This is a genomic window from Algimonas porphyrae (assembly GCF_041429795.1).
In the GTDB taxonomy this organism is placed as follows: Bacteria; Pseudomonadota; Alphaproteobacteria; order Caulobacterales; family Maricaulaceae; genus Litorimonas; species Litorimonas porphyrae.
In genome coordinates this window covers 2,522,623-2,547,576 of the sequence record NZ_CP163424.1, presented here as the reverse complement: position 1 = coordinate 2,547,576, position 24,954 = coordinate 2,522,623, and the positions used below count along the sequence as shown (strand labels likewise).

Genomic DNA, 24,954 nt, shown 5'->3' with positions numbered 1-24,954 from the left:
CTTTCATTCCTCAAAACCAACAGGCCGACAAGCGTCTGCGGCTTGAAACCTTGCGACAAAACGATCATATGCATCGTAAGTTATCGCGGCTCATTCCGACCGCCCCTCACCACACGCTATCGACCGACAGGAACGCCCATCATGGCACGCCAATTCGCCTATCATATGCAAGGTCTGACGAAGAAATTCGGCAACAAGACCATTCTCGATAATGTCCATCTCTCTTTCTATCCGGACGCCAAGATCGGTCTGGTCGGGGTCAATGGTGCGGGTAAATCCACACTGATGAAGATCATGGCGGGTGAGGACACGGAAGTGACCGGGGAACATTGGGCCGCCGAAGGCGTCAAGGTCGGCTACCTGCCGCAGGAGCCTAAGCTGGACCCGGAAAAGGATGTTTGGGGCAATGTGATTGCAGATTGCGAAGACAAGATAATTTTCGACGAATATAATGCGGTCGCCATGAAGATGGCCGAGGACTATTCCGACGAGCTGATGGAAGAGATGACGGCTTTGCAGGAAAAGGTCGATGCGCGCGATGCGTGGGATATCGACAGTAAGATCGAAATGGCGATGCAGGCGCTGCGCTGTCCGCCCAAGGATTCGGACGTCACCAACCTGTCGGGCGGAGAACGCCGCCGCGTGGCGATCTGTCAGCTGCTGCTGGCCAAGCCTGACCTGTTGCTGATGGATGAGCCGACCAACCATTTGGATGCTGAAACCGTCGCCTGGCTGGAAAACTATCTCGTCAATTACAAAGGCGCGATCATCCTGATTACGCACGACCGCTATTTCCTCGACAATATCACCAACTGGACGCTGGAAGTCGATCGCGGTCGGACCTTCCCGCATGAAGGCAATTATTCGAGCTGGCTGGCCTCCAAGGCCGACCGGATGGATCAGGAAGGCCGTGAAGCGGACTCCAAGACCAAGGCGCTGAAACGCGAACTGGAATGGATCCGGTCCAATCCGAAAGCACGCCAGACCAAGTCGAAAGCGCGGATCAGCGCCTATGAAGAACTGCGCGATTCGGCCGAGAACGAAGTCGTCAGCCACGCCGAAATCCGCATTCCGATGGGTGACCGACTGGGCAATATCGTCGTGGAAGCCAATAACGTCTCCAAGGGCTTTGACGACAAGCTGCTGATCAAGGATCTGTCGTTCAAACTGCCGCGCGGCGGTATTGTCGGTGTGATCGGACCGAACGGGGCCGGTAAGACCACCCTGTTCAAGATGATCACCGGCGAAGAGCAGCCGGATGAGGGCAGCTTCAAGGTCGGCGAAACGGTCGAGCTCGGCTATGTCGATCAGAACCGCGACGCGCTGGATAATAGCAAGAATGTCTGGGAAGCGATCTCGGACGGGCTCGACATTCTGAAGCTTGGTAAGCGAGAAGTGCCAAGCCGGGCCTATGTCGGCGCATTCAATTTCAAGGGCACGGACCAGTCCAAAAATGTCGGTCAACTGTCCGGCGGGGAACGTAACCGGGTCAATCTTGCCAAGATGCTCACGCGTCCAGCCAATCTTCTATTGCTCGATGAACCGACCAACGATCTGGACCGCGAAACGCTGGCATCATTGGAAGTCGCGCTCGAGAAGTTCCCAGGCTGCGCCGTGGTGATTTCGCACGATCGTTTCTTCCTCGACCGTGTCGCGACGCACATCCTAGCCTATGAAGGTAATAGCCACGTCGAGTGGTTCGAAGGCAATTTTGCGGATTATATCGAAGACAAGAAGCGTCGCCTGGGTGAGGATGCCGATATTCCGAAAAAGCTGAAATTCGTTAAATTCGAGCGCTGATTCAGCAATTGCGAAACGGATATCGGTCCGGCGGGTCGTTCTCCGCCGATGAACCGATCACATTATCCTGCCGCTCACAATAGGTAGGTAGGCCGTGTTTTTACGGCCGGCATTGCATATAAAGAAATTTTTATATGCAATCCGTCTGGCCCATGCTAACGCCCGCTCCGTGGATCGTGTTGCCCGCATATTGAAGCTTCTGGGTCATCCGGATCGGCTCCGGATCGTCGCCTTGCTCAGTCGGGGTGAGCTGACCGTATCGGAGCTCGTCTCCGTACTGGAATTGTCGCAGCCCCGGGTGACGCAATATATTCGCTCGCTTGAAGAGGCGGGCATTATCGATCGTTTGCGGGAAGGGTCCTGGACGTTTTCAAGGCTACGCCCGGAGTGCGACGGGCAGTCACCGCTATTGTCGAGCGTTCTGTCGGCGCTACCGCAGGACGATCCGGTGCTGCAGGCGGATCTGTCGCGATTGGGATCCGTCCGAGCGCGCCGGGCCCAGCAGAGCGAACAGTTTTTCGCCGATGTGGCCAATAATCGCGGCCAGCTGAGCCATGAATATCTCCCGCAATCCAGAACCGAAGCGGTTCTGCTCGATGCAATCGGAGACCGCCACTTTGATGCGATGGTCGATCTGGGCACCGGGTCCGGGCGAATGCTGGCATTGCTGGCCGAGCATGTGTCACGCGGGACAGGGGTCGACCTGTCGCCGGACATGCTCCGAGTCGCGCGTCACACGCTGTCCGAGCCCCGCTTCGGTCACCTGCTGGTGCAGCAATCCGACCTGACGCAAACAGAACTGCCGGACCGTAGCGCTGATCTGGTGACATTGCATCAGGTCCTGCATCATCTGGACCGACCGGCGGATGCGCTACGCGAAGCCGCGCGTCTGCTTCGCGCTGATGGCGTGCTGCTGATCGTGGATTTTGCCGAACATGACCGGGATGAATTCCGGGATCGCTACGCGCATCGTCGGCTGGGCTTCAGCGCGGACGAGATTCTGACTGCGCTGGAACCGCTGGGATTCAGAAATTCTGTCTGCCACCGTGTCGATTCCGGTGAGGCTGACCGTCCGGACCTGCTTGTCTGGCAGGCCGTGCGGGTATGCAGCGCGGAGATGGAGCTGGCATCATGAGTGCGTCCATGCCCGGTCGGGACCCGAATGCGCCGGTCGGCGCGATCGCCCGAACTTCATCGGAATTGTCCGCGCCGCGGTCGCAGACAGGTGTCAGCGTCAGCTTCGAATTCTTTCCACCAAAGACGTCCGTCGCGGAAGACCGCCTGTGGGATGCCATTCAGAAGCTCGAACCGCTCGAGCCTGATTTCGTTTCGGTCACATATGGCGCAGGCGGGTCGACGCGTGAGCGAACGCACAGGACAGTCGCGCGCATGGCGCAGGAAACGCGGTTTGCGCCTGCGGCGCATCTGACCTGCGTTGACGCCTCGCGGGCGGAAATTGATGCAATTGCACAGGATTACTGGGATGCCGGCGTCCGCCACATCGTCGCGTTACGTGGCGACTCGCCTTCGGGTATCGGCGCCGCCTATCAGCCGCATCCTGAGGGCTATGCCTATGCCGCCGATCTGGTCGAAGGCGTCAAACGGATCGGCGATTTCGAAGTCTCCGTCGCTGCCTATCCGGAACTCCATCCGGAAAGCGCCGACTGGTCGGCTGAGATCGATAATCTGAAGCGCAAGATCGATGCGGGCGCAACGCGCGCGATTACGCAGTTTTTCTTTTCGCCAGATGTTTTCTGGCGCTTTCAAGACCGCGTTCTGGATGCCGGGATCAACATTCCAATCGTGCCAGGCCTGATGTTGCAGCCCAATGTCAAAGGTCTGCAACGTATGTCGGCACTTTGCGGTGTCGCTGTCCCGAACTGGTATGTCGAACTGTTCGAAGGGTTGGAAAACGATCCGCTGACGCGGGACATGCTCACGGCGTCGCTCATGTCGGAATTGACCGCAGAACTCTATGCGCGCGGTGTTCGCCATTATCACCTCTACACCCTCAACCGGGCCGAAATCGCCAGTGCGGTCGCGCGTGTGCTGGGTCTGCATCGTCGACCGCATGCCGTCTGAGATGTCGCTGCCAAGGCTCGCACATCCATGATCTGGACACGCTTGTTCACCGCCGCGGCGCAGCTCTTCGGTCCGCCTGAACGCCCTGATGGGCGCGGACAGGCGGGATCGGTCGAGGACGGTCCGGTTGTGGCCGGTCTGATTGCGCTGGGCGCAAAAATGGCTAAGGCCGATGGCGAAGTGCGCCGTGAAGATATTGCGGCCTTCGAGCAGGTCTTCAAACCCGAGCCGGGTTCGCGAGAGATGGTCGAGCGTTTCTTCCGGCTCGCGCGTCAGACGACACATGGTTATGAGCGCTATGCGCGGCGGATCGCCCGGCATTTCCGGGCTCGCCCGGCGGCGCTGGAAGACGTCATGGACGGCCTGTTTCACATCGCGCTGGCGGACGGGATCCTCACGGAAGACGAGGAGACCTATCTGGCGCGGGTGGCGGAAATCTTCGGCTTTTCGGATGCGGAGTTTGCGCGTCTGCGGGCGACCCATGTGGGACGCGACTCCGATGATCCTTATCTGCTGCTCGGCGTCGATGAAACGATCAGCGACGACGATCTGAAAAAAGCCTATCGCCGGGCCGCCGCTGCCAATCACCCGGACCGGATCGTCGCCCGGGGTCTTCCGCCCGAAATGACGGCTTTGTCGACACAGAAGATGGCTATGATCAATCGGGCCTATGCGCGCATACAGGCTCAACGCAAGCAGGGACGCGCCATTCGTCTCTAACCCGAAGCGCCATTTTGTGGTCATGTGACGATAAGGCAATGCTAACGCCCTTGACCCACAGCGTGATTATCCCGATCTATAGGCATGTAGGAGAAGAACGATGACAGGAACGCATCACCTTTCCGGCCCGGGCACACCGGGCTTTCTGGGACAGGTCGCACGCTGGCTTACTTTGGCGGGCGTGACCATCGCTGCCGCCTTCATGCTGTTTTTCTCGGCTGCCTTCGCGCTGGTTCTGGTCGGCGTGATCGCCATCATCGCTCTGATCGCCATCAGTGTTTTCTGGATCCGGGCCAAGCTGACGGGTCGGCCCTTCGGTCCCAAGGCGCATATGGCTGAAATCCGCCGACAGATGGGCATGGATGTTCAGATGGGTCAGGACGCCAGACAGGGACCAAGACAGGACCCACGCCGTACGCAGCGTTCCCGCACAGGCATGCACGGATCGAACGGTCCGATTATCGACGCCACCGAAACTCCGGAAGGCTGGACGGTCGAACGCTAAACGCCTACGCGCCCGTCCATGACGGGCCGGGACTTCATCATTCTGATGCTTTGCTGCCTCGGCTGGGGCGGTAATTTCGTCATGACGGCCTGGGTCGTCGGCATAAACCCTGTTCCTCCATTTATGCTGGCGCTGTTCCGGGCCGGCTTTGTCCTCGCATTCATGGGGCTGTTTCTGTTCAGGCCGCTGCCGAAGCGGTTTGGTCGGTTGCTGATTGTCGGCCTCTGCGTTGGGCCGCTCCATCTGGGCCTGCTTTATTCTGGACTGCAGACCGCCCCGGCTTCGGCCAGTTCCATCGTCAGTCAATCGCTGATCCCGATGTCGACCCTGCTATCCGTACTGTTCCTGCGCGAACGTATTGGATGGGTTCGCGCCCTGGCGATCGGTATCGCGCTGACGGGCGTCTTGATCATGGTCTATGAACCCGAAGCGCTGCGCTTCGATATCGGAATGATCTATCTGTTGCTGGCCTATGTCGCGATGGCGGTCGGATCGGTGCTGATGCGCACCATGCCTGAGGTTGATTGGCGACAATATGTTGCCTGGACCGCCTTGCTCCTGTTCGCTCTGTCACTGGTTGCAACATCGCTGTTCGAAACCGGGCAAGTCGCGGCTTGGGAGCAGGCGGGCTGGAAGCTGATTGTCGCCGCACTTTACTCCGCCTTGCTCGTCTCCATCTTCGCGCATGGTCAGTATTTCCGCCTGATGCAGACCTATGAGGTCAGCCAAGTCATTCCCCTCACGCTCATGACAACCCTGTGGGCATGTCTGCTGGGCGTAGTCTTTCTCAACGAGAAGCTCTATCTACGTTACATGATCGGGGCTGCACTGATCCTGCCCTGCGTCTGGATAATCGCCAGGCGGGGCGCGGTTCCGCCCGTGCAGGAGGACTGAGTATGACGAACAAGACGGTGCCGACTGATCTTAAGATCGGTGACTATATCAGCAGCATCACAAACTCGCAGCGTCGTGAAGATTGCCAATGGCTGCTGGAAACCATGCAGGACATATCCGGCTATGAACCGACGCTCTGGGGGGCAAGCCTCAAGAGCGCGATCGTCGGCTTCGGAACCTATCATTATAAGTATGAAAGCGGCCGGGAAGGGGATTTCATGCGGCTTGGCTTTGCCAACCGCGCGCAGAACATCTCGCTCTATATCATACCGGGCTATGAAAGTCTGGGCGACGAACTCTCCCGGCTCGGCAAGCACAAGACGGGGAAATCCTGCCTCTACATCAAGCGGCTCTCCGATGTGGACAGGGATGTTCTGAAAGACATTATCCGCAAGGATGTCGCGATCATGGCGGAGCGCTACCCGGAATGAGCCAGTTGATCGCCGCGCCGTCACCCAATCACGACGAAAGAACGCTGCCCATATCGATGCTGGTGCTGCATTATACCGGCATGGAGACGGGCGCGGCGGCGCTCGAGCGTCTCACGGAAAGCGCGGCGAAGGTCAGCGCGCATTATCTGGTCGAAGAGGATGGCCGCGTCTTTCAATTGGTCGAAGATGATCGGCGGGCCTGGCATGCAGGCGTGTCGGCGTGGAACGGGATCAGCAATGTCAATTCCGCCAGTATCGGCATCGAGATCGTCAATGGCGGGCATGATTACGGGTTGCCGGCTTACCCGGACGTACAGATCAATGCGCTGATTCCGCTCTGCAAGCGACTGATCAGGCGTTTCGACATACGGCCCCAAAATATTGTCGGGCATTCCGACATTGCACCTGATCGCAAGGATGACCCCGGCGAGCGTTTTCCATGGGCCGGACTGGCGGCTGCTGGGATCGGTCTCTGGCCAGGTGAGGGCAATGGCGATCGCCGTATTCTGTTTGGACCCGATGACCGGGATCGGGGTGTCGCTCTGTTGCAAAGAGGTCTGGCCGGGATCGGCTACTGTATCGAGATTGACGGCGTTATGAGCCCTTTGAGCGTTAACGTCGTGCAGGCTTTTCAGCGCCGCTACCGGCCGGACCAGATTGATGGCCACGTTGATATGGAGACGTTCGATCTGGTCGGCCGACTAGCTCAACAGCTCTGATCCGGCGTGTCGGCTCTGGCACGGTTGAGGACCCAGACGCGTATATAGCTTGCTAGCCCCTGATCCGGTCTGGTTTCCAGTCGTTCATCGTCAAGCGTCCGGATCAATCGTGAGACCGAACTGTTCCGTTCCGTCGCGGCGCGATCGATTTCTGCCCAGAATTCCGGTTCGAGCGCGACCGAGGTGGGATGTCCGTGAATCGAAACGGAACGTTTTTTCATGCTGAGTCCGACTGGCTGAGCCCGGGGCCTGCGGCGTGTCGAATAGGGCGTCCGTTCTTGTCGATGGCGATGAAGACCATCCGCTCGATCCTGACAATATTGCGTTTGGACCGCAGTTCGCGGACCGAGCATTTCAATGTGATCGATACGCGCGTAGTATCGATGATTTCCATGCCGAGCTCGATGACGTCGCCGAGATAGGCCGGCGCCTGGAAATCCATCTCCGAAATGAACTTGGTTGCGACCAGATCCGCGCCGCTTTCGATGGCTGCATAGACCGACGCCTCTTCATCGACCCAGGCCAGCAACCGCCCGCCGAACAGCGTGCCGCGACTATTCAGATCGGCAGGCATGACCAGGCGTCGGGAGAGGAACTTCATGATATCGGTGGCTTCGGCTGTGAGTTTTTCTGCTCACGCATATGCACATCCACCGTCCGTGTCAGCGCATCGCGGTCGGCTTTCGTTTGCCGGCGCTCGCCTGCACTGCGACCGTGCGCAATGCGGTTCAGATCCGCCCGTTCCGAGGCATTGGCCCGCACTCTGCGTTTGCGGTCCTGTCGCAGATTGATAACCGGGCCGTCCATATCAGCGCGGCGAAATCATCAGTTCCGGGCGGACGATTTCATCGAATTCAGCCTCGGTCACGAAGCCCAGCCCGACAGCTTCTTCACGCAATGTCGTGCCGTTCTTGTGTGCCGTCTTCGCCACCGTCGTCGCATTGTCGTAGCCGATCGTCGGCGCCAGCGCCGTGACCAGCATAAGCGAGCGGCCCATCAGCTCGGCAATGCGGTCTTCATTGGCCGTGATGCCGACGACGCATCGATCCGCAAAACTGCGCGATGCGTCGGCCAGCAGCGTGATCGATTGCAGCATATTATAGGCCATGACGGGCTTGTAGACGTTGAGTTCGAAATGGCCCTGACTGCCCGACAGGCTCATCGTCGTATTGTTGCCCATCACCTGTGCGCAGACCATTGTCAGCGCTTCGACCTGTGTCGGGTTGACCTTGCCTGGCATGATGGAACTGCCCGGTTCATTCGCCGGCAGGCTGATTTCGCCGAGACCTGACCGCGGCCCGGAGGCGAGGAAGCGAATATCGTTGGCGATCTTGAACAGCGACGTGGCCACCGTATTGAGCGCGCCGTGCGCAGACACGAAGGCATCATGCGCGGCCAGCGCTTCGAACTTGTTGTCCGCAGTGCGGAAGGGCAGTCCGGTATAGCTGGCGACTTCGGCGGCGAAATCTTCGGCAAAACCCGGTTTGGCATTCAGTCCCGTGCCTACGGCTGTACCGCCCTGCGCGAGTGGAAACAGCTCTTCAAGTCCGCGTTTGATGCGCTCGACACCTAGATCAAGTTGCGCGACATAGCCGGAGAATTCCTGACCGAGCGTGATCGGTGTGGCGTCCTGCGTATGGGTCCGCCCGATCTTGATGATACCGGCGAATTCTTCCGCCTTGTCGTTGAGTGCGTTCCGTAGAACCTGCAATTCCGGCAGAAGCCGGTGCACGATCTGCTCGGCGGCGCTGATATGCATGGCGGTCGGGAAGGTGTCGTTGGAACTCTGGCTGCGATTGACGTGATCATTGGGATGGACCGGATCCTTGGACCCGATTGTGCCGCCCAGAATGTCGATGGCCTTGTTGGAAACCACTTCATTGGCGTTCATATTCGATTGGGTGCCGGATCCGGTCTGCCAGACGGAGAGGGGGAAGTTATCGTCCAGCTTGCCTTCTGCAACGTCTGACGCGGCTTGGACGATTGCATCCTTGATCCGGCCATTGAGATTGTCTGCCTTGTGGTTGGCGATGGCGGCAGAGCGCTTGATAATGCCGAGCGCGCGGATAAGGGCCGGCGGCATGGTCTCAATGCCAATCGGAAAGTTGATTAGAGACCGCGCCGTCTGTGCGCCGAAATATTTGTCGGAAGGGACTTTCAACTCGCCGAAGGAGTCGGATTCGATACGATAATCTGTCATGGCCGGGCGGTTAGCAGTGCGCTGCCGCAAGAGCAATCAGACGAATGCCGGTGCTTGCAGAAATCCCGGTAGGTCAGCGCCGTTTAGCGATGATCGACGATCTCTCCCAATGTCCACATCATGAACAGAAGTCCCGCCACGATAATCGCGATCAGAATGATGACGATGAACAGGAACTGGACCAAGGGCAGAGCCGCCAGTTCGGCTGTTTTGGCGATGAAGACAAAGCCGCTCAATGTGATGCCGAGATAGATCAGAAACAGAACCCAGCCGACCAGTGTGATCGGAACCCCTTTCACCCGTCGGGAGTAGCGGTGGATCTGGAAATGCGGACCGTTCATTTTTTCCGGAAGCTGTCGAGGCTGACGACTTTCGGTCCGTCATCATCGCCGTCGGTCGGCGTATCCGGCTCGTCATCATCCATCTCGGTCGGCCCCTCGCTTTTACCCAAGGCAGGTGCTGTCATGGCCGGCGCGCCGAGTGCCGTGCCGGAGGCGAGCCCAATTATTGGGCTGCTGGCACTCGCATCAGGAGGCGTATCAAAAGCGAGGGAGAAACCGACGCTTGGATCATGGAAACGGGTGATCGCATGATAGGGGACACGCAGATATTTGGGAATTCCGCCAAATTTCAGCGTAACCTCGAAATCGTCGGAATTGGCGGCCAGATCCCAGAACTGATGCTCCAGCACAATGGTGATTTCTTCCGGATATTTGGCGGCCAGCGTGTCGTCGATTTCCACACCGGGAAAACGCGTCATGAAGGTGATGTAGAAATGGTGCGCACCCGGCAGCCCGTCTTCGCGAATGACGCGCCTAATGGCGTCACGAACGACTCCGCGTAGCGCAAGGCTTCGCATCTGTTCGTAGTTCATCAGGTCCTGGCTCATGGGCTCACATTAGAGCGGGGGTCTAGCGGGTCAACCGCCAAGAGTGAATCCGCTGTCAAAGCGCCTGCCAAGACGTCGCAAGACAAATCGGACACCGAACCGTAGACTGACAGGATGACCGATACGCTGTTCCAGCCCCCACATGCTCAACCTCTGACGGGTGATGAGAGCTTTCTTGAGGCGACATGGCGTTTCATCCGCAACCCGGTCGAAGGGTTCGGCCCGCTAGCGTACCGGCAGCCGATCGTGACAGCGAAAACATTTGGTCAGACCCTTCATGTGATTTCCGATCCGGTCGGGATGACCGACGTGCTGGTTCGGCATGCCGACAAGTTTACCAAAACGGCGATCGATGCCCGCATTCTGGGACCTGCGACGAAGGAGGGCTTGCTGTCCGTACATGGCGAGCAATGGAAGCGTCAGCGCAAGGCCGTCGCGCCGATCTTTCGCAAGCGCCACGTGGAAAGCCTGGCCCCCTTGATTACTGACGCCCTGTCCGATTTCACCGCGCGGCTGGACCAGCGATCAAGGCTCGATCTGTCGCGGGCGATGGCCGATCTGACGTTCGACGTCCTGGCCAAGGCCCTGTTGGGGGGCCCGAAGGGTCTGGATCGTACCCGGTTGAAACGTGCCACACGCGCAGTCGTTACGGGGGCAGGGACCTTGCGCCCTGACGATCTGCTGCCATGGCCGCGCTGGGTGCCGCGCCCCATGACGCCGACAGGATCGGGCGCGCTGCGGCGTTTGAAGCGCGCGGCCGATGATCTGCTGGCCGAACGGGCGCAGAATCCCGATGATGATCTAGTCGGACTCCTGATCGGCGCCGATACGCTGAGCCCGCGTGAGCGCCGCGATAATCTGATCGGGTTCTTCATTGCCGGACACGAGACCACGGCGCTGACCCTGACCTGGGCGCTATATTTGCTGGGGCGACATCGACCGACGGCTGAGCGCGTACGGAACGAAGTTCGTCAGGTCTGTGGAACGGGTGACGTTCGTTTCGATCAACTGGCCGACCTGCCGTTTACACAGGCGATAATCGACGAGACAATGCGGCTCTATCCGCCGGCCCCCTTGCTCAATCGGGAACCACGTGAAGTCGTGAATGTTCTCGGACGGACGCTCGAACCGGGCCACGCCGTTCTGCTGAATAATTACGTCATGCACCGCACAGAGCGGCTTTGGGATCAACCCTTATTATTCGATCCCGACCGTTTTCTGCGCGATCCCTCGCTCAAGGCCAAAGGTGCACCCTACATGCCGTTCGGAGCCGGGCCGCGCATCTGTGTCGGCGCAGCTTTTGCGACGATGGAAGCGCTCATGGTGCTGGCGACGCTGGCGCGCGACTTCGACATTCGCGTAGACGACAATGTCTATCCGCGCCCCCTTATGACGGTCACGCTTCGACCGGAAGGCGGTGTTCCGGCGCGCCTAGAACGCGTTGTCGAGTAGAGGCTCAAACGTTTCTCCAGCAAAGATCTGGACGCCTTGCGCTTCGATGTCTTTCAACGGCAGTCGGTCTTCTTCGCCCATGCCCGGACCCGGTGTCCTGATGAAGACACCCTTTATGCGTCCCGGGTGGCGCAGGACGGCATCGCGGTAAACGACCGGGTCATGCTGCCCGCTATCGCCGATCAGATAGAATGGCAGATCGGGATTGGCCGCCAGAACCGTGTCGATGGCATTGCCCTTATGATTGCCGTGCGTCCCGACGATCATCTTGGTCGGATCGATACCGAAATCACGCAGAAATTTCGGACCGCGAACGACGCCATTGGCCATGAAGACGGCTTCCAGAAAGCCGTGCAGATTCCAGGGTGAAGAGCTGACATAGAAGACAGGGTTCTTTGTTCCGGCCATGGATCCGGCCATCAGCTTCAGCAGCGTCGCCGTATCGGGATAGATGTACCGACTGCCGACCGAACCCGTAACACTGGTCCAGAGGTTCTTGCGCGTGGACCAGGCTTTGGTCTGCATGACCGTGTCGTCAATATCTGAAATGATGCCATACTCGGCTTTGGGCGAGGTGATCAGAACGGGATGGCTGATCGTCTCGCCTGTGCGCTCCGCCTTGACGGCCGCCTCCGTCCACCCGGCGGGTGGATTTTTGCGCGGGAGTTCGATCCGGTAATAGCCCTCATCGTCCGTTTCGGCGGAATAGTCGCCCAAACGCACGGTTTCGCCTTCGACCTCACGAGTCATGAACAAGGCTGCCATCGCCGCCAGATTGTCGACAAGTGATGGGGTGTCGTTGGAAGCCCGACTTGTGTCAGCTGCAAGCGCGCGACCGCGAATGATGATCTTGTCGGGAGTCGAATAGCCGAAATAGGGCTGTAGATGCAGATCTTCGGGTGGGTCGTTGTCCTGAATGCTATCGAGAATATTGTCCGCTTTGACGGCGATCGAGTGCATAAATGATTTCATCCGCTCTTCAACGCGGCGGCGATCGAAAAGGTTCCTGAAAAGTTAATATAATTTGCAAGTCATTGAATAAGTGGGGAGTTTCTGTTGCCAGCTACTCCCCGGAGCCCGCCTAGGGCGCTGAAGCCCTAGGAGTTAAGTCGGAAATTATCCGGACTGCTTACGCAGCCAGGGCAAAATCCTCAGCATAATTGTCATTAGCAATTACTGTTGCCGGACTTTTGACGGAGTCCACACGAACGAAAGCTAACGTCTTTGGGCGTCTGTCGAAACTATGTCGGCCCCATGAAAAGCGCTCTCTATTCCGTGGAGAATAGTGAGCGCTTATGGTGGAGCCGCCGGGTACCGCCCCCGGGTCCAGTCCGCTTATTGCACGCGCCTTTATCGTCATATCTGGCAAGCCAGCCATAACTATATAAGCGGAACGGGGCCGGATTTCCAGTCCCCATGAAAAAAGCCGCCCCGAAAGGGCGGCTTCTCGTAATCGTTATGATGAGTTTAGCCTGATACTTAGGCTCTAGCCGGTCCAGCCCATGCGGGTCGCATTGGCTTCGCAATCACGCTTGGCCTTGTAGCCTTCCGTGCTGCGACCAACAGGCTCGCCATTGGAAGCGGTGCGACGCCAGCGATGCTCGCCTGCCTTGTCTTCGTAGAATTCCCACTTGTCCTTGGCGCCAAGACTGTTCGGATTGCCATTATAGCCATGCCGTTCAGCATTGGCTTCGCAATCACGTTTGGCTTTGTAGCCTTCCGTCGCGGCACCGATGATATTGCCGTTGGAGGCTGTGCAGCGCCAGCGATGCTCGCCTGCCTTGTCTTCATAAAATTCCCATGTGTCGGCCATAAGGGTCTCCCAAATTGCTTGATATCTCCGGTTAACAACAGCCTTGAGCTGATTTCAATGCAAATAAAGTTGGTCTCACCATCGGTTCCTGCGTTGAAAGGCGCGCATGTGCTTGTCATAGCAGAGTTTATGAGATCGACTCTCGACTATCTGCGAGACCTCGTCGCCTTCGATACCCGCAACGGGACTGGAGATGAAGTGGCCTGCGTCGCCTGGTTGGCAGAGGCCCTGTCTCGATTCGCGCCCGATCAGCTGATCATTAAGACGGTCCCACGTTCGCGTGGCAAGCCGGATAGCGCCTATGTCTTGGCAATCTGGGGAGCGCCCAAAGCCTTGCTCAATGTCCACATCGACACTGTCCCGAGCGGCGAAGGCTGGACTGCCGATCCGCTGGAACTCGTCGAGCGTGAGGACCGAGTGCACGGGCTAGGCACATCCGACATTAAGGGTGCGGCTGCCGCGATCCTCGGCGCGCTTGGGACAGCGACTCCCCGGAATGTCGCTGTCCTTCTGTCAGGTGATGAGGAGGCCGGGTCGGAGGTGATGCCGGCTATCATCCGCAGTGGATATCTGGACGGTATCGAGCGGGCCGTCGTCTGCGAGCCAACATCCTGCCGCGTCGGTCGCGCCCATCGCGGCATGCTGGCCATGCATGTGCGTTACACCGGGCCGGGCGGACATTCGAGCCTGTCGGACACGGTCGCAGCCCCGCTGTTGAGCGCGACGCAATTCTGTGCGCGATTGGGCGATTATCGTCAGGATCATCTCGATTTCGGTGTGGATCCGTTCAAGGGGCTATGCGTCAATATTGGCGAGGTCACTTCGGATGGGGCCTATAATGTGATCCCAACGACGGCCTCGGCCAAGGTGTCTATGCGGCCGCCACCCGGCGATCATGTCGCTGCCCGTGAGGCCGATATGGTAGCGATAGCGCGATCCGCCTCTCCGGACGCAGAGATCGATACGATCGTCGCTTTCGCGCCCTTTGCTACGCGAGATATATCGGCCTTCACAGGGATGTTCGACGAAGCTGTCGTCGATCTGCCCTACTGGACGGAGGCTTCCATGCTGAGTCAGGCCGGGATCAATGCGATTGTTTACGGACCCGGCAATCTCGAACAGGCGCACCGTCCCGACGAATATGTTGCGCTGGACCAGCTCTACGCCGCACAGGCGCGCTATGCCCAAGTGCTGGGCGGGGCGCTGTCATGACGGTCGTCCGTCAGATCGTCCTGTCATCTCTGTCCGCTGTGGGCGCGACGCAGGAAGCCAAATTTTACGCCGAGCTCTTCGCCAAGGAAGATCCCGAACGATTTGCGCTGATCCTGCTCGACCCGCGTGTTCTGAAGAACCCGCTGCTCGAATCGCTGACCTCAAATCTGCAGATACTGTCCAATCTCGGCCTGACGCCGACATTGCTGATCGGGGCGCTTGATGATGACCGGACCTCGATCCGCTTCCAGGCGCAGCGGCTTATGCGGGACCTTGACAGTTCCGGCGTCAAGGTCGCCAAGCTGGACACGGCGACCTATGGGCTGATCGCGGATATTCGCAAGCGCGCGCAAGCGGGCATCATTCCGATTCTGGAAATGACGGAGCGCCGCGGTCCGGCGAGCCTGACCAAGCTGATCAATGACTTGCGGCCGATCAAGATCGTGTCCTTACAGCCATCGGGCGGATTGAATCTGAATGGCAATCGTCGGCGCAATCTGCGGCTGCGGGAAATCGACACCATTATCGACCGTCACGACATCACACCCGGTCAGCAAGTTTTCCTGCGCACTGTGCAGCGGATCGAGCAGGATGCCAATGAAGGGCGTCGTGCCTATGTTCTGGCGTCGCCTCTCAATCTGCTATCAGAGCTGTTCACGACCAAGGGGTCCGGCACCTTTATCCGGCGCGGCGCGGCCATTGCCCGCCGCGAGGATCTGAGCGACCTTGATCATGCGGCGCTGGAAAGGGCAATCAATCGGGCCTTTCGGCGCGACATAGATCCGGCTTTTTTCGGACAGCCGGTCATGTCCGCCTTTCTGGAGCCGGATTTCCGGGCCGGGGCGATTTTCACGCGCCTGAATGAACAGGCCTATCTGTCCAAGTTCTGGGTCGTCCCGGAAGCGCAGGGCGAAGGGCTGGCCCGCGATGTGTGGGAGCGGATTCTCGACGATGTTCCGGCTTTTTTCTGGCGCTCGCGCAAGGCCAATCCTTTCAACGACTGGTATGTGAGTGCCTGTGACGGCATGCAGCTTTCCGGGGATTGGCGCGTGTTCTGGAAAGGTCTAGAGGCGTCCGAGCTGCCGCAGGCGATTCAGTCCGCATCGGACGCGCCTGACGATTTCAACGCCACCGCTTCTTCCCAGAGTGAGTAGATCATGACCCTGTCCATCAATGCCGCCTTTGATTCCGGAAATATCGACGTGGTCGAGGCTACCGACCCGCAAGATATACGTCTGCGTATTCGCCAGGATCATCAGAGCGACTTTTACCAGTGGTTTCACTTTCGTCTGTCCGGCGCGAAGGGCGTGCCTGTTCGTCTGGTGATCGAGAACGCTGGCGGGTCGGCCTATCCGGACGGATGGACGGATTACAAGGCCTGCATGAGCGTCGACCGCGAAGACTGGACGCGCGTACCGACCCGCTATGATGAAGGCAAGCTGGTGATCGAGCATACGCCCGAAGCCGATGCCGTCTATTACGCCTATTTCGCGCCCTATTCGCAGGAACGCCATCTCAATCTGATCGCCGATGCGCTGGCCCATGACGGCGTCTCGCTGCGCGTGCTGGGCCAGACGATCGACGGGCGCGACATGGACTGTCTGAGCATCGGCGAAGGCGACAAGACGATCTGGGTCATTGCGCGCCAGCATCCCGGTGAGAGCATGGCCGAATGGTGGATGGAAGGCTTCCTTGCCCGTTTGACCGATCCGGAAGACGAGGTCGCGCAGGCGATGCGCCGCAAGGTGCGTTTCCGCATCGTGCCGAACATGAACCCCGATGGCTCCTTCCGCGGTCATCTGCGGACTAACGCAGTCGGGGCCAACCTGAACCGCGAATGGGATACGCCGACGATGGAGCGCGCGCCTGAAGTCAAGCTCGTCCGCAACGCGATGGATGCGGACCGTCCCGTGCTCTGCTTCGATGTCCATGGCGACGAAGCGCTGCCCTATAATTTCATCGCCGGGGCCGAGGGCATTCCCGACTATACGGAGAAGCAGGCGGCTGATCTGGCAGCTTTTCTCGACGCCTATCTGGACGCCAGTCCGGACTTCCAGACCAAGGTCGGCTATCCACTGACGGCGCCCGGTAAAGCCAATCTGTCGATCTGCACCAACGCGCTGGCCGCGCGATTCGACTGCCTCGCCATGACCCTCGAAATGCCGTTCAAGGACAATGCCAATGCGCCGGATGCAGACCGCGGCTGGGACTGCAACCGCTCCGCCCAACTCGGCAGCGACACGCTCGACGCGATGGCGGCGGTGATCGACAGGTTATAGTCCGGACGCGCTTCGCGCGGCTTTTTTCAGCATACCCCCTTCCGTCATTCGCTGATACGCATGACACCTCACCCTTGCGAGGGGGAGGAACTCAGCTCAGGCCCTACATCCGAACCCGGTCCACGATCTTCACCTGATCAATCGCGGTAATTGCGGCGGCCGTTTCGTCGCTGACGTCACCATCGACACTGATCAGGCAGACGGCTTCGCCGCCCTGATCCATCCGACCGAGCGAGAAGGTCGCGATATTGACCTTGGCATCGCCGAGAATGCGCCCCACTTCGCCAATAAAGCCCGGTTTGTCGTCATTGCGGATATAGAGCATGGATGGGCTGAAGGCGGCGTCCATCGGCACGCCGAACAGGCGGACAATCCGGGGTTCGCCCCGATAGATGGTGCCGACAATGGCGAACTTACGCTGCGCCGTTTCCACCGTCAGCCGGATCAGGGATTCAGCGCGTTCGGCCTCGTCGACATAGCTTTCGGTCAGCGTAATGCCGCGTTCCTTGGCCAAGACGGGCGCGGAAACCATATTGACCTCCGGCATGGCGGCCTTGAGCAGTCCGGCGAGGGCGGCGGCGCTCATCGGATTGGTGTTCAGCGCCGTGATCGATCCTTTGTAGGTGATCTGGATCGCCTGCGCCGGTTCATGCAGGAGCTGCCCCATCATGGTGCCGAGCTTGTCGGCCAGATCGACCCAGGGCTTCAGACGCGGCGCTTCTTCCGCCGAGATGGACGGCGTGTTGATAGCATTGCTGATCGCGCCGGTCAGCAGATAGTCGGCCATCTGCTCCGCGACCTGCACGGCGACATTTTCCTGCGCCTCATTGGTCGATGCGCCCAGATGCGGCGTCGCTACGAATCCTGGCGTGCCGAACAGTGCATGCTGCTTGGCTGGTTCCACGGCGAACACGTCCAGCGCAGCCGCGCGGACATGCCCGGCCTGCAGCGCATCTTTCAGCGCCTCTTCATCAACCAATCCGCCGCGGGCGCAATTGACCAGAATGACTCCCGGCTTGGTCATGCCGAGCCGTGCGCGGTTGACGATATTGCGTGTGCTTTCGACCAGCGGCGTATGCAGCGTGATGGCGTCTGCGCGCTGGAACAGCGCGTCCAGTTCGACCTTTTGCACGCCCAGTTCGACGGCTCGCTCATCCGTCAGATAGGGGTCAAACGCGATGACCTTCATCTTCAGTCCCAGGGCTCGCTCCGCGACGAGCGCGCCGATATTGCCGCAGCCAATGACGCCCAGTGTCTTGTTGAAAAGTTCCGTACCTTTGTAATCGGATTTCGGCCACTCGCCATTCTGTGTGCGCTCAGAGGCTTTCGGGATTTGCCGGGCGGCGGCAAACAGCATGGCAATCGCATGCTCCGCCGTCGTAATGGCGTTGCCGAACGGCGTGTTCATGACGACGACGCCGCGATCCGTCGCCGCTTTGATATCGATATTGTCGACCCCGATCCCGGCGCGCCCAATCACTTTGAGGTTGGTGGCCTGACCGATGATTTCCGCATCAGGCCTGGTCGAGGAGCGGACCGCGAGGCCGTCATAATCACCGATGATCTGCATCAGCTCGTCCTTGGACAGGCCGGTGATGACATCGACATCGACGCCACGGGCCTTGAAGACCTCCATGGCGCGCGGGCTCATTTTATCACTGATGAGTACTTTAGGCATTTTACAGCTCCGCAATCTTGGTCTCGAACGCCCAGTCGAGCCAGGGCAGGATCGCCTCAACGTCGGCGTGTTCGCACAGGCCGGACACCCACAGGCGGAAGCCTGGTGGCGCGGTGCGGTACGCCCCGAAGTCGAGGGCGACACCTTCATCGGCGAGCAGATTGACGATGGATTTGGCGAAGACCGCCTGTTCGCCCGCTGGTAATGCCGCAATGCGCGGGTCCACGATTTTCAGACAGACGCCTGTGTTGGAGCGTCTTTCATCGTCCTCGCACAGGTTGGCGATCCAGTCGCGCTTCTCCACCCAGTCCCAGATGGTCCTGGCATTGCGGTCGGCGCGGTCATGCATGCCTTGCAGTCCGCCATTGGCCTTCACCCACTTCAGCGCATCGAGATGGTCTTCGGCGCAGAGCAGGGACGGCGTGTTGATGGTCGCGCCCTCGAAAATGCCCTCGATCAGGCGCTGTCGACCCGGGGCGCCTTTGGTGAGGCGGAAGATTTTCGGCAGAGGCCAAGGCGGGGTGTAGCTTTCCAGCCGTTTGACGGCTTTGGGCGACAGGATCAGCATGCCATGCGCGGCCTCGCCGCCCATGACTTTCTGCCAACTATAGGTCACGACATCGAGCTTCTCCCATGGCAGGTCCTGCGCGTAGACGGCGGAGGTGGCGTCGCAGATCGTCACGCCCTTGCGGTCATCCGGAATGAAGCCGTAATCTGCGACCTTGACGCCCGATGTGGTCCCATTGGCCGTGAAGACGAGATCCTGCGAGCCATCATAGGCGGTGAAGTCGGGCAGCTTGCCATAGTCGGCGCTCAGCAGGGTCAGCTCGTCGAGCGGCAGCTGCTTGTCGGCATCTACGATCCATGCCTGTCCGAAGTTTTCCCAAGCCGCGACGATGACGGGTTTTGGGCCGAGCATGGTCCACATGGCCATTTCGACCGCGCCCGTGTCAGACGCGGGCACGATGCCGATGCGGTGATCATCGGGAACCTGCAGCACTTCGCGCGTCAGGTCGATGACCTGTTTGAGCTTGGATTTACCGATCGCGGAGCGGTGGGAGCGGCCCAGAGCCGCGTCAGAAAGCGCCTCTAGCGTCCAGCCGGGACGTTTGCGCGTGGGACCCGCAGAAAAACGCGGATCAGCCGGCTTCACAGCCGGACGGGAAATAGTCATCACAATGTCTCCATCAGTCGCGTTTTTGTACGACCGTCGAAGTGCCTCTCAGTGGGGAGAGGGGGCCCACGGGCGCGATAGCGTCTGGGAGACGAGTGTCAAGACGGTGGCTTTGACGGTTTGGTTTGCAGGCAGCCGCCTTTCTCCAACCGGAGGCGGTTTCCGGCATCAGACTGGATCTGATCCCTGCATGTCAAAGGTGACACGAGGCGCGGGCTCTGCCCCGTGACCGGAGCAAAAGAGAAATACCGTTTCGTCGCAAGGCCAAGCCCGCGCGGGTGGAGCGTGCTGGCACGCTCGCAGGCGGGTCTGTTCAGGATCGGTGTGTCGGCTGGAACGGTCTCACGAACAGCCCGTAACGCCGGGCGACCCGCTCAAAGGCGCGCGCTCTGCCGACAGGTCGCCCTGCCAGTCTCGCTGCGGCGCGCGGCTTGGGAACCCTGACAGCCAGCCTGCGGCTGCCCGCGTTCCGCCCCGGAATGTTGCAGACGACGCCGTGTCGGACCTTCCCCGACCCCGGCGCGGCCTGATGGATCGTTCGTCCCATCCCAAAGCCGCACTCCACCGCCCGCAGCACCGAGATCAGGCTCCCCTCGTGTCAACTGCGGACGGCGTGAGTATGACGGGGGCGCAAAGGGCGGTGGATTGGATTGTGGGAAATGGCAGCAAGGCGTTGAAGGGGTGGCATAACGCTTAGGCCATTGACGGGGATTGAATGGTCCAACCCCATCCAATTCTTCCACTCAGGCCGGCTCGACCGGCCTGCCCATATCCTGCTGTCGCGACTGGCAGAGAGGGTTGGGTGACAGGCTCGCCGTCGGAGCCAGAGATCAGTCCGGGGAGACAGATCGACGCGGAGGGTCGGCGAAAGCGAGAAGGGGCCGCGAGTTTGTTCGCGCTCACCCTTTGAAATCCTGTATCATCACCCGCGGGTTCATGATGTTGGCGGGGTCCAGAGCGTATTTCACCCGACGCATCAGGGCCAGCTTGACCGGATCGGCGCGGCGAGCGAGCGTGTCGCGCTTCATTATGCCGATCCCATGTTCCGCGCTGATCGAGCCGCCCAGATCATCGACAATATCGAAGACAGCTTCCGAGACGGCGTCCCAGTGTGCCAGAAAGGCAGGGCGATCACCGGCCATATCGTCGCTTGCGGGCTGCGCGATATTGTAGTGGATATTGCCGTCGCCGAAATGGCCGAACCCGACGGGGCGGCAATTCGGAACGATCGTCTGGACGCGCCGATCTGCGCGGTCGAAAAACTCGGCAATCCGGTCGATCGGGACGGTGATGTCCTGCTTGATCGAGCCGCCGAGGAATTTCTGCCCGGCGCTCATATGTTCGCGGATCGCACCGAGCGCCTGAAACTGCGTGTCGTTTTGCGCCAGCACGGCGTCACGGATCAGATCGGCCTCCATGGCGGATTGCAGTAGCCCGGTCAGCAGGGCCGCGCCCTGATCAGCACTGTCGACTTCGAAATCGGTCAGGACATACCAAGGATGCGCATCGGTGAAGGGATCTCGCAGAGCCTCGAAATTGTCGGTCACGGCCTTCAGCCCGATTCGCGGCATGACTTCGAACATGGCTAGGGCTGGCCCGCGAAAGCGCGTGAGCAGTGCCACGGCGTCGGCAACTGAGCCGACCCCTATCAGGGCGCGCGCCACATGGCCGGGCTGGGGGAACAGCTTCAACGTCGCCGCGGTGATGATGCCGAGCGTGCCTTCTGCCCCGAGGAACAGCCGCGACAGATCATAGCCGGTATTGTCCTTGCGCAGTGACGAGAGCCCGTTGAAAACCGAGCCGTCGGCGAGCACGGCTTCGACGCCAAAGACCAGCTCCTTCGTCGTTCCGTATTTCAGCACATGATTGCCGCCTGCATTGGTCGAGAGCACGCCGCCAACCGTACAGCTGCCTTCAGAGGAGAGAGTGAGTGGAAATTTGCGGTTCTCCGACCGGGCGGCCTCGTGAACCGTGTGCAGGGTTGCGCCCGCCTCGACCGTCATCGCATTCGCGACCGGATTGACCTCGCGGATGGCCGTCATGCGTTTCAGGCTGAGCAACACTTCGCCTTGCGGTGTCTGTCCGCCGACCAGGCCGGTATTGCCGCCCTGCGGAACGATCGGCAGTCCGTGTTCGGCACAGATGGCGACGGCCCGGGCGACCTCGTCCGTCGCGCCGGGGGTCAGCAGGATCGGCGTCTGGCCGAAATATTTGTCGCGCCATTCGCGCAGGAGTGGCGTAATCACATCCGCGTCCTGGGTCCAGGCCTTGGCGGGCAGGGCGGCTTTCAGCGCGTCGATACCGGAGGCTGTCATGCGACCGACCTAGCGACCCAGCGCGGCCCGGCGCAAGCGGTCGTTGACCGCGGCGCCAAGACCGTCTTCGGGGATAGGCGCGACGGCGAGCTTTCGATCCGCACCGTCCCATTCCCGTAAAGCCTTGAAAAGATTGCGCGCCGCCTCAGCCAGATTGCCGCTGGGTGAGAGATTGGGGGCCGGGTATTGCGGTCCGAATCCGATCAGAATTTCGCCGTCGCGGGCCTGCGTGGCATTGAGCCGCAGCGCAGCTTCGGGCGCATAGTGACGCGCCAGCATGCCAGGTGATGCCAGCGGTCCGTCCGGGTTGGGCTGCCCGAGTGGACCCGTCACGGCAACGATCTCCGCTTCGGCGACAGCGCCGTGTCGCAGCAGTGTCGCCTGATCGTGATCGATCCGCAGGACAGTCGATTCCAAGCCTCGCCGACAGGGCCCACCATCGATGATCAGATCGATCCGCTCGCCCAGATCGGCGGCGACATGGGAGGCCTCCGTTGGACTGACATGGCCGGACAGATTGGCGCTCGGCATGACCAGCGGGGCCGTCCAGCCCGCCGCAAGCAGACCCTGTCGCCAGGCAGCGTCCGGGCAACGCAGGGCAAGCGTGTCCAGCCCGGCAGAGGCCCGTTCCGCCAGATCGCTGCGCCGGCGCGGCAGGACGAGCGTTAGCGGCCCCGGCCAGAAATTCACCATCAACGTGGTCGCCAGATCGGATATGTCCGCATAAGCGGCTGCGCTTTCCGGGCTCAGCAAATGGGTGATCAGCGGGTTGTTCGATGGGCGGCCCTTGGCGGCATAGATTGCGGCAATCGCCGCCTCGGACCGCGCATCGCCTGCCAGGCCGTAGACCGTTTCCGTTGGCAGCGCGACCAGACCGCCCGCGCGCAGCACCTCCGCAGCGCGCAGATAGGCCTCAGGGCCGTCAGGCATGATCAGGGCAGTCATGGCGTTTGCGATACAGATTCGGGCGGTCGATTGACAGAGAATAGCACGGCCATGGCTTGCCAACCATTCGCCGCCTTGCCATGGGCGAGCTGATGTCAGGGACCCGCTCACAGACGCAAGCTGCCATGGCGCCGTCTTCGCCCGAAACGGGCAAGAGCCTGCTTGCGCGCCTGATCGAAGAAATCCGCTTCTTTACCAAGCTCGCCATCGTCATGCTGGCACTGCTGACCTTCGTCTGGGGCCATTACAAGATCCCCTCCGAATCGATGCAGCCGACACTGGAAGTGGGCGACCATCTCTATGTCTCGAAGTTCGCCTATGGCTATTCGCGGCACAGCCTGCCCTTGGGACTGCACAATCTGCCGCTGCCGGACGGTAAGTTTCTGTCGCGCCTTCCCAAACGCGGCGACATTGTCGTCTTTCGCAATCCCAATAATGGCGTGGTCATGATCAAGCGCGCCATCGGTCTGCCAGGTGACGAAGTCCAGCTGCTGAGCGGCCGTCTCTATATCAATGGTGCTCTGATCCCGCGCGAACCGCGTGGGGACCTGATGTATCGCATGAACGGGACGTTCCGGGATGTGATCGGATCGTCCGAATATGATGAATACCTGCCGGGCGACGATGCCCCCCATCGTATCTGGGAGCGCACGGATATGAGCGAGGTCGACAATACATCTGTCTATGTTGTGCCGCAGGGACATCTGTTTTTCATGGGCGATAATCGCGAACGTTCGACGGATTCTCGCCTGTCGCGCACGGATATGCGAGGCAATCCACTCCGGGCCAAGGATTTCGGGCCGGGTTTCGTGCCGCTCGACCATGTGATCGGCCGTGCCGATATTCTGATGTTCACGCTCAATCGCTGCGATCGCAGTGAAGGGCTGCGCTGTCCGGAGCGTGGCCGCGCCCCGTCACGACTGTGAGTCCGGCCCGGCAGGATTCCGCTGCGGGTCGCGAAGCCGCCGTCGATACGATCATCCTTGTGCGCCATGGCAAACCGGCGCTTTCACGCAAGGTCAGGCTGACCTGGCAGGAATTTCGCGACTGGTGGATCGACTATGATGCGGGCGGTATCAAACCCGGTCAATTACCGCCCAAGAAAGTTCGGAAATGGGCGGAGCGGGCGGATATCGTCGTGACCAGCCCGCTCCCGCGGGCCATAGAAAGCGCCAGGCTGGCTGCCGGGCGCGACCCGGATGAACTGATGCCCGCACTGGTCGAGGCGGCATTGCCATCGCCGCCCTTGGGACCCTTGCGGATGCGGCCCAAGAGTTGGGGCACACTGGCCCGCATTCTCTGGTTTATCGGCTATAGTGACGGGATGGAGACACATGCGGAAGCCCGCGCCCGGGCCAATGCCGCCTCTGATACGCTCTCAGCGCGTGCTGCGGGCGGACATATCGTCTATGTTCAGGGTCACGGATGGTTTAACCGCATGCTCAAGGGCAGTCTGATGGCGCGTGGCTGGCGCTGCAAGAGCCAGAACGGCGATCTTCACTGGAGCCGCCGACAGATGGTCAGGCCCAGCCGGACTGATAACGGCGCCCCCCAAGCGACAGGCCCAGAGCCTAATGAAAAGGACACAGCGTGAGCGACACACCGATCAAGGATATGAGCTTCGAGGATGCATTGTCGGAGTTGGAACAGATCGTCGCCCGCCTCGAACGGGGCGACGCCCCGCTGGAAGAAAGCATCACAATCTATCAGCGCGGCGCAAAGCTGAAGGCGCATTGCGAAGGTAAGCTGAAATCCGCGCAGCTCAAGGTCGAGAAAATCGTTCTGGCCAGCGATGGGAGCGCGGGCACTGAAGCCTTTGACGCCGATTAAGCGACATCGGACGCAT

At 60.1% G+C, this 24,954-nt stretch carries 27 protein-coding genes and 1 other RNA gene; 15 read left to right on the top strand and 13 right to left on the bottom strand.

The window, feature by feature from the left end; genetic code table 11:
- The first annotated feature begins 141 nt into the window (after positions 1 to 141).
- From ettA to AB6B39_RS12430, 8 genes are all read left to right on the top strand, one after another.
- Positions 142 to 1,800 carry an energy-dependent translational throttle protein EttA gene (ettA, locus tag AB6B39_RS12465; protein ID WP_284369855.1) on the top strand — a complete coding sequence of 553 codons (1,659 nt, stop codon included), beginning with the start codon at positions 142 to 144 and terminating at the stop codon, positions 1,798 to 1,800.
- 169 nt (positions 1,801 to 1,969) lie between these two features.
- Complete coding sequence (locus AB6B39_RS12460; RefSeq protein WP_284369857.1) at positions 1,970 to 2,935, top strand: ArsR/SmtB family transcription factor; 966 nt, start codon at positions 1,970 to 1,972, stop codon at positions 2,933 to 2,935.
- A complete protein-coding gene (gene metF / locus AB6B39_RS12455; protein WP_284369859.1) occupies positions 2,932 to 3,882 on the top strand; it encodes a methylenetetrahydrofolate reductase [NAD(P)H] in 951 nt (316 codons plus the stop codon). The genes AB6B39_RS12460 and metF overlap by 4 nt, the downstream gene beginning before the upstream one ends.
- Positions 3,883 to 3,909: 27 nt before the next feature.
- A complete protein-coding gene (locus AB6B39_RS12450) occupies positions 3,910 to 4,602 on the top strand; it encodes a TerB family tellurite resistance protein (protein ID WP_284369860.1) in 693 nt (230 codons plus the stop codon).
- Positions 4,603 to 4,702: 100 nt separating this feature from the next.
- A complete protein-coding gene (locus tag AB6B39_RS12445) occupies positions 4,703 to 5,107 on the top strand; it encodes a hypothetical protein (RefSeq protein WP_284369862.1) in 405 nt (134 codons plus the stop codon).
- An 18-nt stretch (positions 5,108 to 5,125) separates the two neighbouring features.
- Positions 5,126 to 6,001 (top strand): DMT family transporter, encoded by an 876-nt coding sequence (locus tag AB6B39_RS12440; RefSeq protein ID WP_284369864.1) that lies wholly within the window; start codon positions 5,126 to 5,128, stop codon positions 5,999 to 6,001.
- A 2-nt stretch (positions 6,002 to 6,003) separates the two neighbouring features.
- Positions 6,004 to 6,432, top strand: coding sequence for a DUF1801 domain-containing protein (locus AB6B39_RS12435; RefSeq protein ID WP_371398604.1), 429 nt, complete (start codon positions 6,004 to 6,006; stop codon positions 6,430 to 6,432).
- Positions 6,429 to 7,151 carry an N-acetylmuramoyl-L-alanine amidase gene (locus AB6B39_RS12430; RefSeq protein ID WP_284369869.1) on the top strand — a complete coding sequence of 241 codons (723 nt, stop codon included), beginning with the start codon at positions 6,429 to 6,431 and terminating at the stop codon, positions 7,149 to 7,151. The genes AB6B39_RS12435 and AB6B39_RS12430 overlap by 4 nt, the downstream gene beginning before the upstream one ends.
- Here the strand turns inward: AB6B39_RS12430 and AB6B39_RS12425 are convergent.
- The 6 genes from AB6B39_RS12425 to AB6B39_RS12400 all read right to left on the bottom strand — a co-directional run bounded on the left by AB6B39_RS12425 (position 7,139) and on the right by AB6B39_RS12400 (position 10,240).
- Positions 7,139 to 7,372, bottom strand: a complete 234-nt coding sequence (locus AB6B39_RS12425; RefSeq protein ID WP_284369871.1) for a ribbon-helix-helix domain-containing protein — start codon at positions 7,370 to 7,372, stop codon at positions 7,139 to 7,141. The genes AB6B39_RS12430 and AB6B39_RS12425 overlap by 13 nt on opposite strands.
- Positions 7,369 to 7,752: an acyl-CoA thioesterase gene (locus AB6B39_RS12420; RefSeq protein ID WP_284369873.1), complete on the bottom strand. Its 384-nt coding sequence runs from the start codon at positions 7,750 to 7,752 to the stop codon at positions 7,369 to 7,371. The genes AB6B39_RS12425 and AB6B39_RS12420 overlap by 4 nt, the downstream gene beginning before the upstream one ends.
- A complete protein-coding gene (locus tag AB6B39_RS12415) occupies positions 7,749 to 7,958 on the bottom strand; it encodes a DUF4169 family protein (protein WP_284369875.1) in 210 nt (69 codons plus the stop codon). The genes AB6B39_RS12420 and AB6B39_RS12415 overlap by 4 nt, the downstream gene beginning before the upstream one ends.
- Before the next feature lies 1 nt (position 7,959).
- Positions 7,960 to 9,351, bottom strand: a complete 1,392-nt coding sequence (fumC, locus tag AB6B39_RS12410; RefSeq protein WP_284369877.1) for a class II fumarate hydratase — start codon at positions 9,349 to 9,351, stop codon at positions 7,960 to 7,962.
- Between the two features lie 83 nt (positions 9,352 to 9,434).
- On the bottom strand, positions 9,435 to 9,692 hold the full coding sequence (locus tag AB6B39_RS12405) for a hypothetical protein (RefSeq protein WP_284369879.1): 258 nt from the start codon (positions 9,690 to 9,692) through the stop codon (positions 9,435 to 9,437).
- Complete coding sequence (locus tag AB6B39_RS12400) at positions 9,689 to 10,240, bottom strand: SspB family protein (protein WP_284369881.1); 552 nt, start codon at positions 10,238 to 10,240, stop codon at positions 9,689 to 9,691. Before AB6B39_RS12400 ends, AB6B39_RS12405 begins: the two co-directional genes overlap by 4 nt.
- 114 nt (positions 10,241 to 10,354) lie before the next feature.
- Here AB6B39_RS12400 and AB6B39_RS12395 point away from each other — a divergent pair, with 114 nt between their 5' ends.
- A complete protein-coding gene (locus AB6B39_RS12395; RefSeq protein WP_284369883.1) occupies positions 10,355 to 11,692 on the top strand; it encodes a cytochrome P450 in 1,338 nt (445 codons plus the stop codon).
- Here the strand turns inward: AB6B39_RS12395 and AB6B39_RS12390 are convergent.
- The 3 genes from AB6B39_RS12390 to AB6B39_RS12380 all read right to left on the bottom strand — a co-directional run bounded on the left by AB6B39_RS12390 (position 11,672) and on the right by AB6B39_RS12380 (position 13,505).
- Complete coding sequence (locus AB6B39_RS12390; protein ID WP_284369885.1) at positions 11,672 to 12,664, bottom strand: phosphatase domain-containing protein; 993 nt, start codon at positions 12,662 to 12,664, stop codon at positions 11,672 to 11,674. The two genes, AB6B39_RS12395 and AB6B39_RS12390, sit on opposite strands and share 21 nt — an antisense overlap.
- 69 nt (positions 12,665 to 12,733) lie before the next feature.
- Positions 12,734 to 13,106: a transfer-messenger RNA gene (gene ssrA / locus AB6B39_RS12385) on the bottom strand.
- Between the two features lie 72 nt (positions 13,107 to 13,178).
- Positions 13,179 to 13,505 carry a YegP family protein gene (locus AB6B39_RS12380; protein ID WP_284369887.1) on the bottom strand — a complete coding sequence of 109 codons (327 nt, stop codon included), beginning with the start codon at positions 13,503 to 13,505 and terminating at the stop codon, positions 13,179 to 13,181.
- A gap of 129 nt (positions 13,506 to 13,634) precedes the next feature.
- On the opposite strand from AB6B39_RS12380, the gene AB6B39_RS12375 reads away from it, so the two are divergent.
- From AB6B39_RS12375 to AB6B39_RS12365, 3 genes are read left to right on the top strand one after another with little or no spacing between them, the layout of a single operon-like run.
- Complete coding sequence (locus AB6B39_RS12375) at positions 13,635 to 14,717, top strand: M20 family metallopeptidase (protein WP_284369889.1); 1,083 nt, start codon at positions 13,635 to 13,637, stop codon at positions 14,715 to 14,717.
- The gene (locus AB6B39_RS12370) at positions 14,714 to 15,871 is read left to right on the top strand and encodes a hypothetical protein (RefSeq protein WP_284369891.1); all 1,158 of its coding nucleotides are present in this window, start codon (positions 14,714 to 14,716) and stop codon (positions 15,869 to 15,871) included. The genes AB6B39_RS12375 and AB6B39_RS12370 overlap by 4 nt, the downstream gene beginning before the upstream one ends.
- A 3-nt stretch (positions 15,872 to 15,874) precedes the next feature.
- Positions 15,875 to 16,996 (top strand): M14-type cytosolic carboxypeptidase, encoded by a 1,122-nt coding sequence (locus AB6B39_RS12365; protein ID WP_284369893.1) that lies wholly within the window; start codon positions 15,875 to 15,877, stop codon positions 16,994 to 16,996.
- Between the two features lie 103 nt (positions 16,997 to 17,099).
- Here the strand turns inward: AB6B39_RS12365 and serA are convergent, their stop codons facing one another.
- From serA to AB6B39_RS12345, 4 genes are all read right to left on the bottom strand, one after another.
- Entirely contained in the window at positions 17,100 to 18,674 is a 1,575-nt protein-coding gene (serA, locus tag AB6B39_RS12360) for a phosphoglycerate dehydrogenase (protein WP_284369895.1), read from the bottom strand.
- A gap of 1 nt (position 18,675) precedes the next feature.
- Positions 18,676 to 19,851 carry a phosphoserine transaminase gene (locus AB6B39_RS12355; RefSeq protein ID WP_348520143.1) on the bottom strand — a complete coding sequence of 392 codons (1,176 nt, stop codon included), beginning with the start codon at positions 19,849 to 19,851 and terminating at the stop codon, positions 18,676 to 18,678.
- A gap of 896 nt (positions 19,852 to 20,747) precedes the next feature.
- On the bottom strand, positions 20,748 to 22,163 hold the full coding sequence (locus AB6B39_RS12350; RefSeq protein WP_284369899.1) for an FAD-binding oxidoreductase: 1,416 nt from the start codon (positions 22,161 to 22,163) through the stop codon (positions 20,748 to 20,750).
- A 9-nt stretch (positions 22,164 to 22,172) separates the two neighbouring features.
- The gene (locus tag AB6B39_RS12345; protein ID WP_284369901.1) at positions 22,173 to 23,108 is read right to left on the bottom strand and encodes an L-threonylcarbamoyladenylate synthase; all 936 of its coding nucleotides are present in this window, start codon (positions 23,106 to 23,108) and stop codon (positions 22,173 to 22,175) included.
- Positions 23,109 to 23,164: 56 nt separating this feature from the next.
- Between AB6B39_RS12345 and lepB the strand changes: the two genes are divergently transcribed.
- From lepB to AB6B39_RS12330, 3 genes are read left to right on the top strand one after another with little or no spacing between them, the layout of a single operon-like run.
- Entirely contained in the window at positions 23,165 to 24,034 is an 870-nt protein-coding gene (lepB, locus tag AB6B39_RS12340; RefSeq protein WP_371398603.1) for a signal peptidase I, read from the top strand.
- Positions 24,031 to 24,702: a histidine phosphatase family protein gene (locus AB6B39_RS12335; RefSeq protein WP_284369905.1), complete on the top strand. Its 672-nt coding sequence runs from the start codon at positions 24,031 to 24,033 to the stop codon at positions 24,700 to 24,702. The genes lepB and AB6B39_RS12335 overlap by 4 nt, the downstream gene beginning before the upstream one ends.
- The gene (locus AB6B39_RS12330) at positions 24,699 to 24,938 is read left to right on the top strand and encodes an exodeoxyribonuclease VII small subunit (RefSeq protein WP_284369907.1); all 240 of its coding nucleotides are present in this window, start codon (positions 24,699 to 24,701) and stop codon (positions 24,936 to 24,938) included. The genes AB6B39_RS12335 and AB6B39_RS12330 overlap by 4 nt, the downstream gene beginning before the upstream one ends.
- Positions 24,939 to 24,954 lie beyond the last annotated feature (16 nt).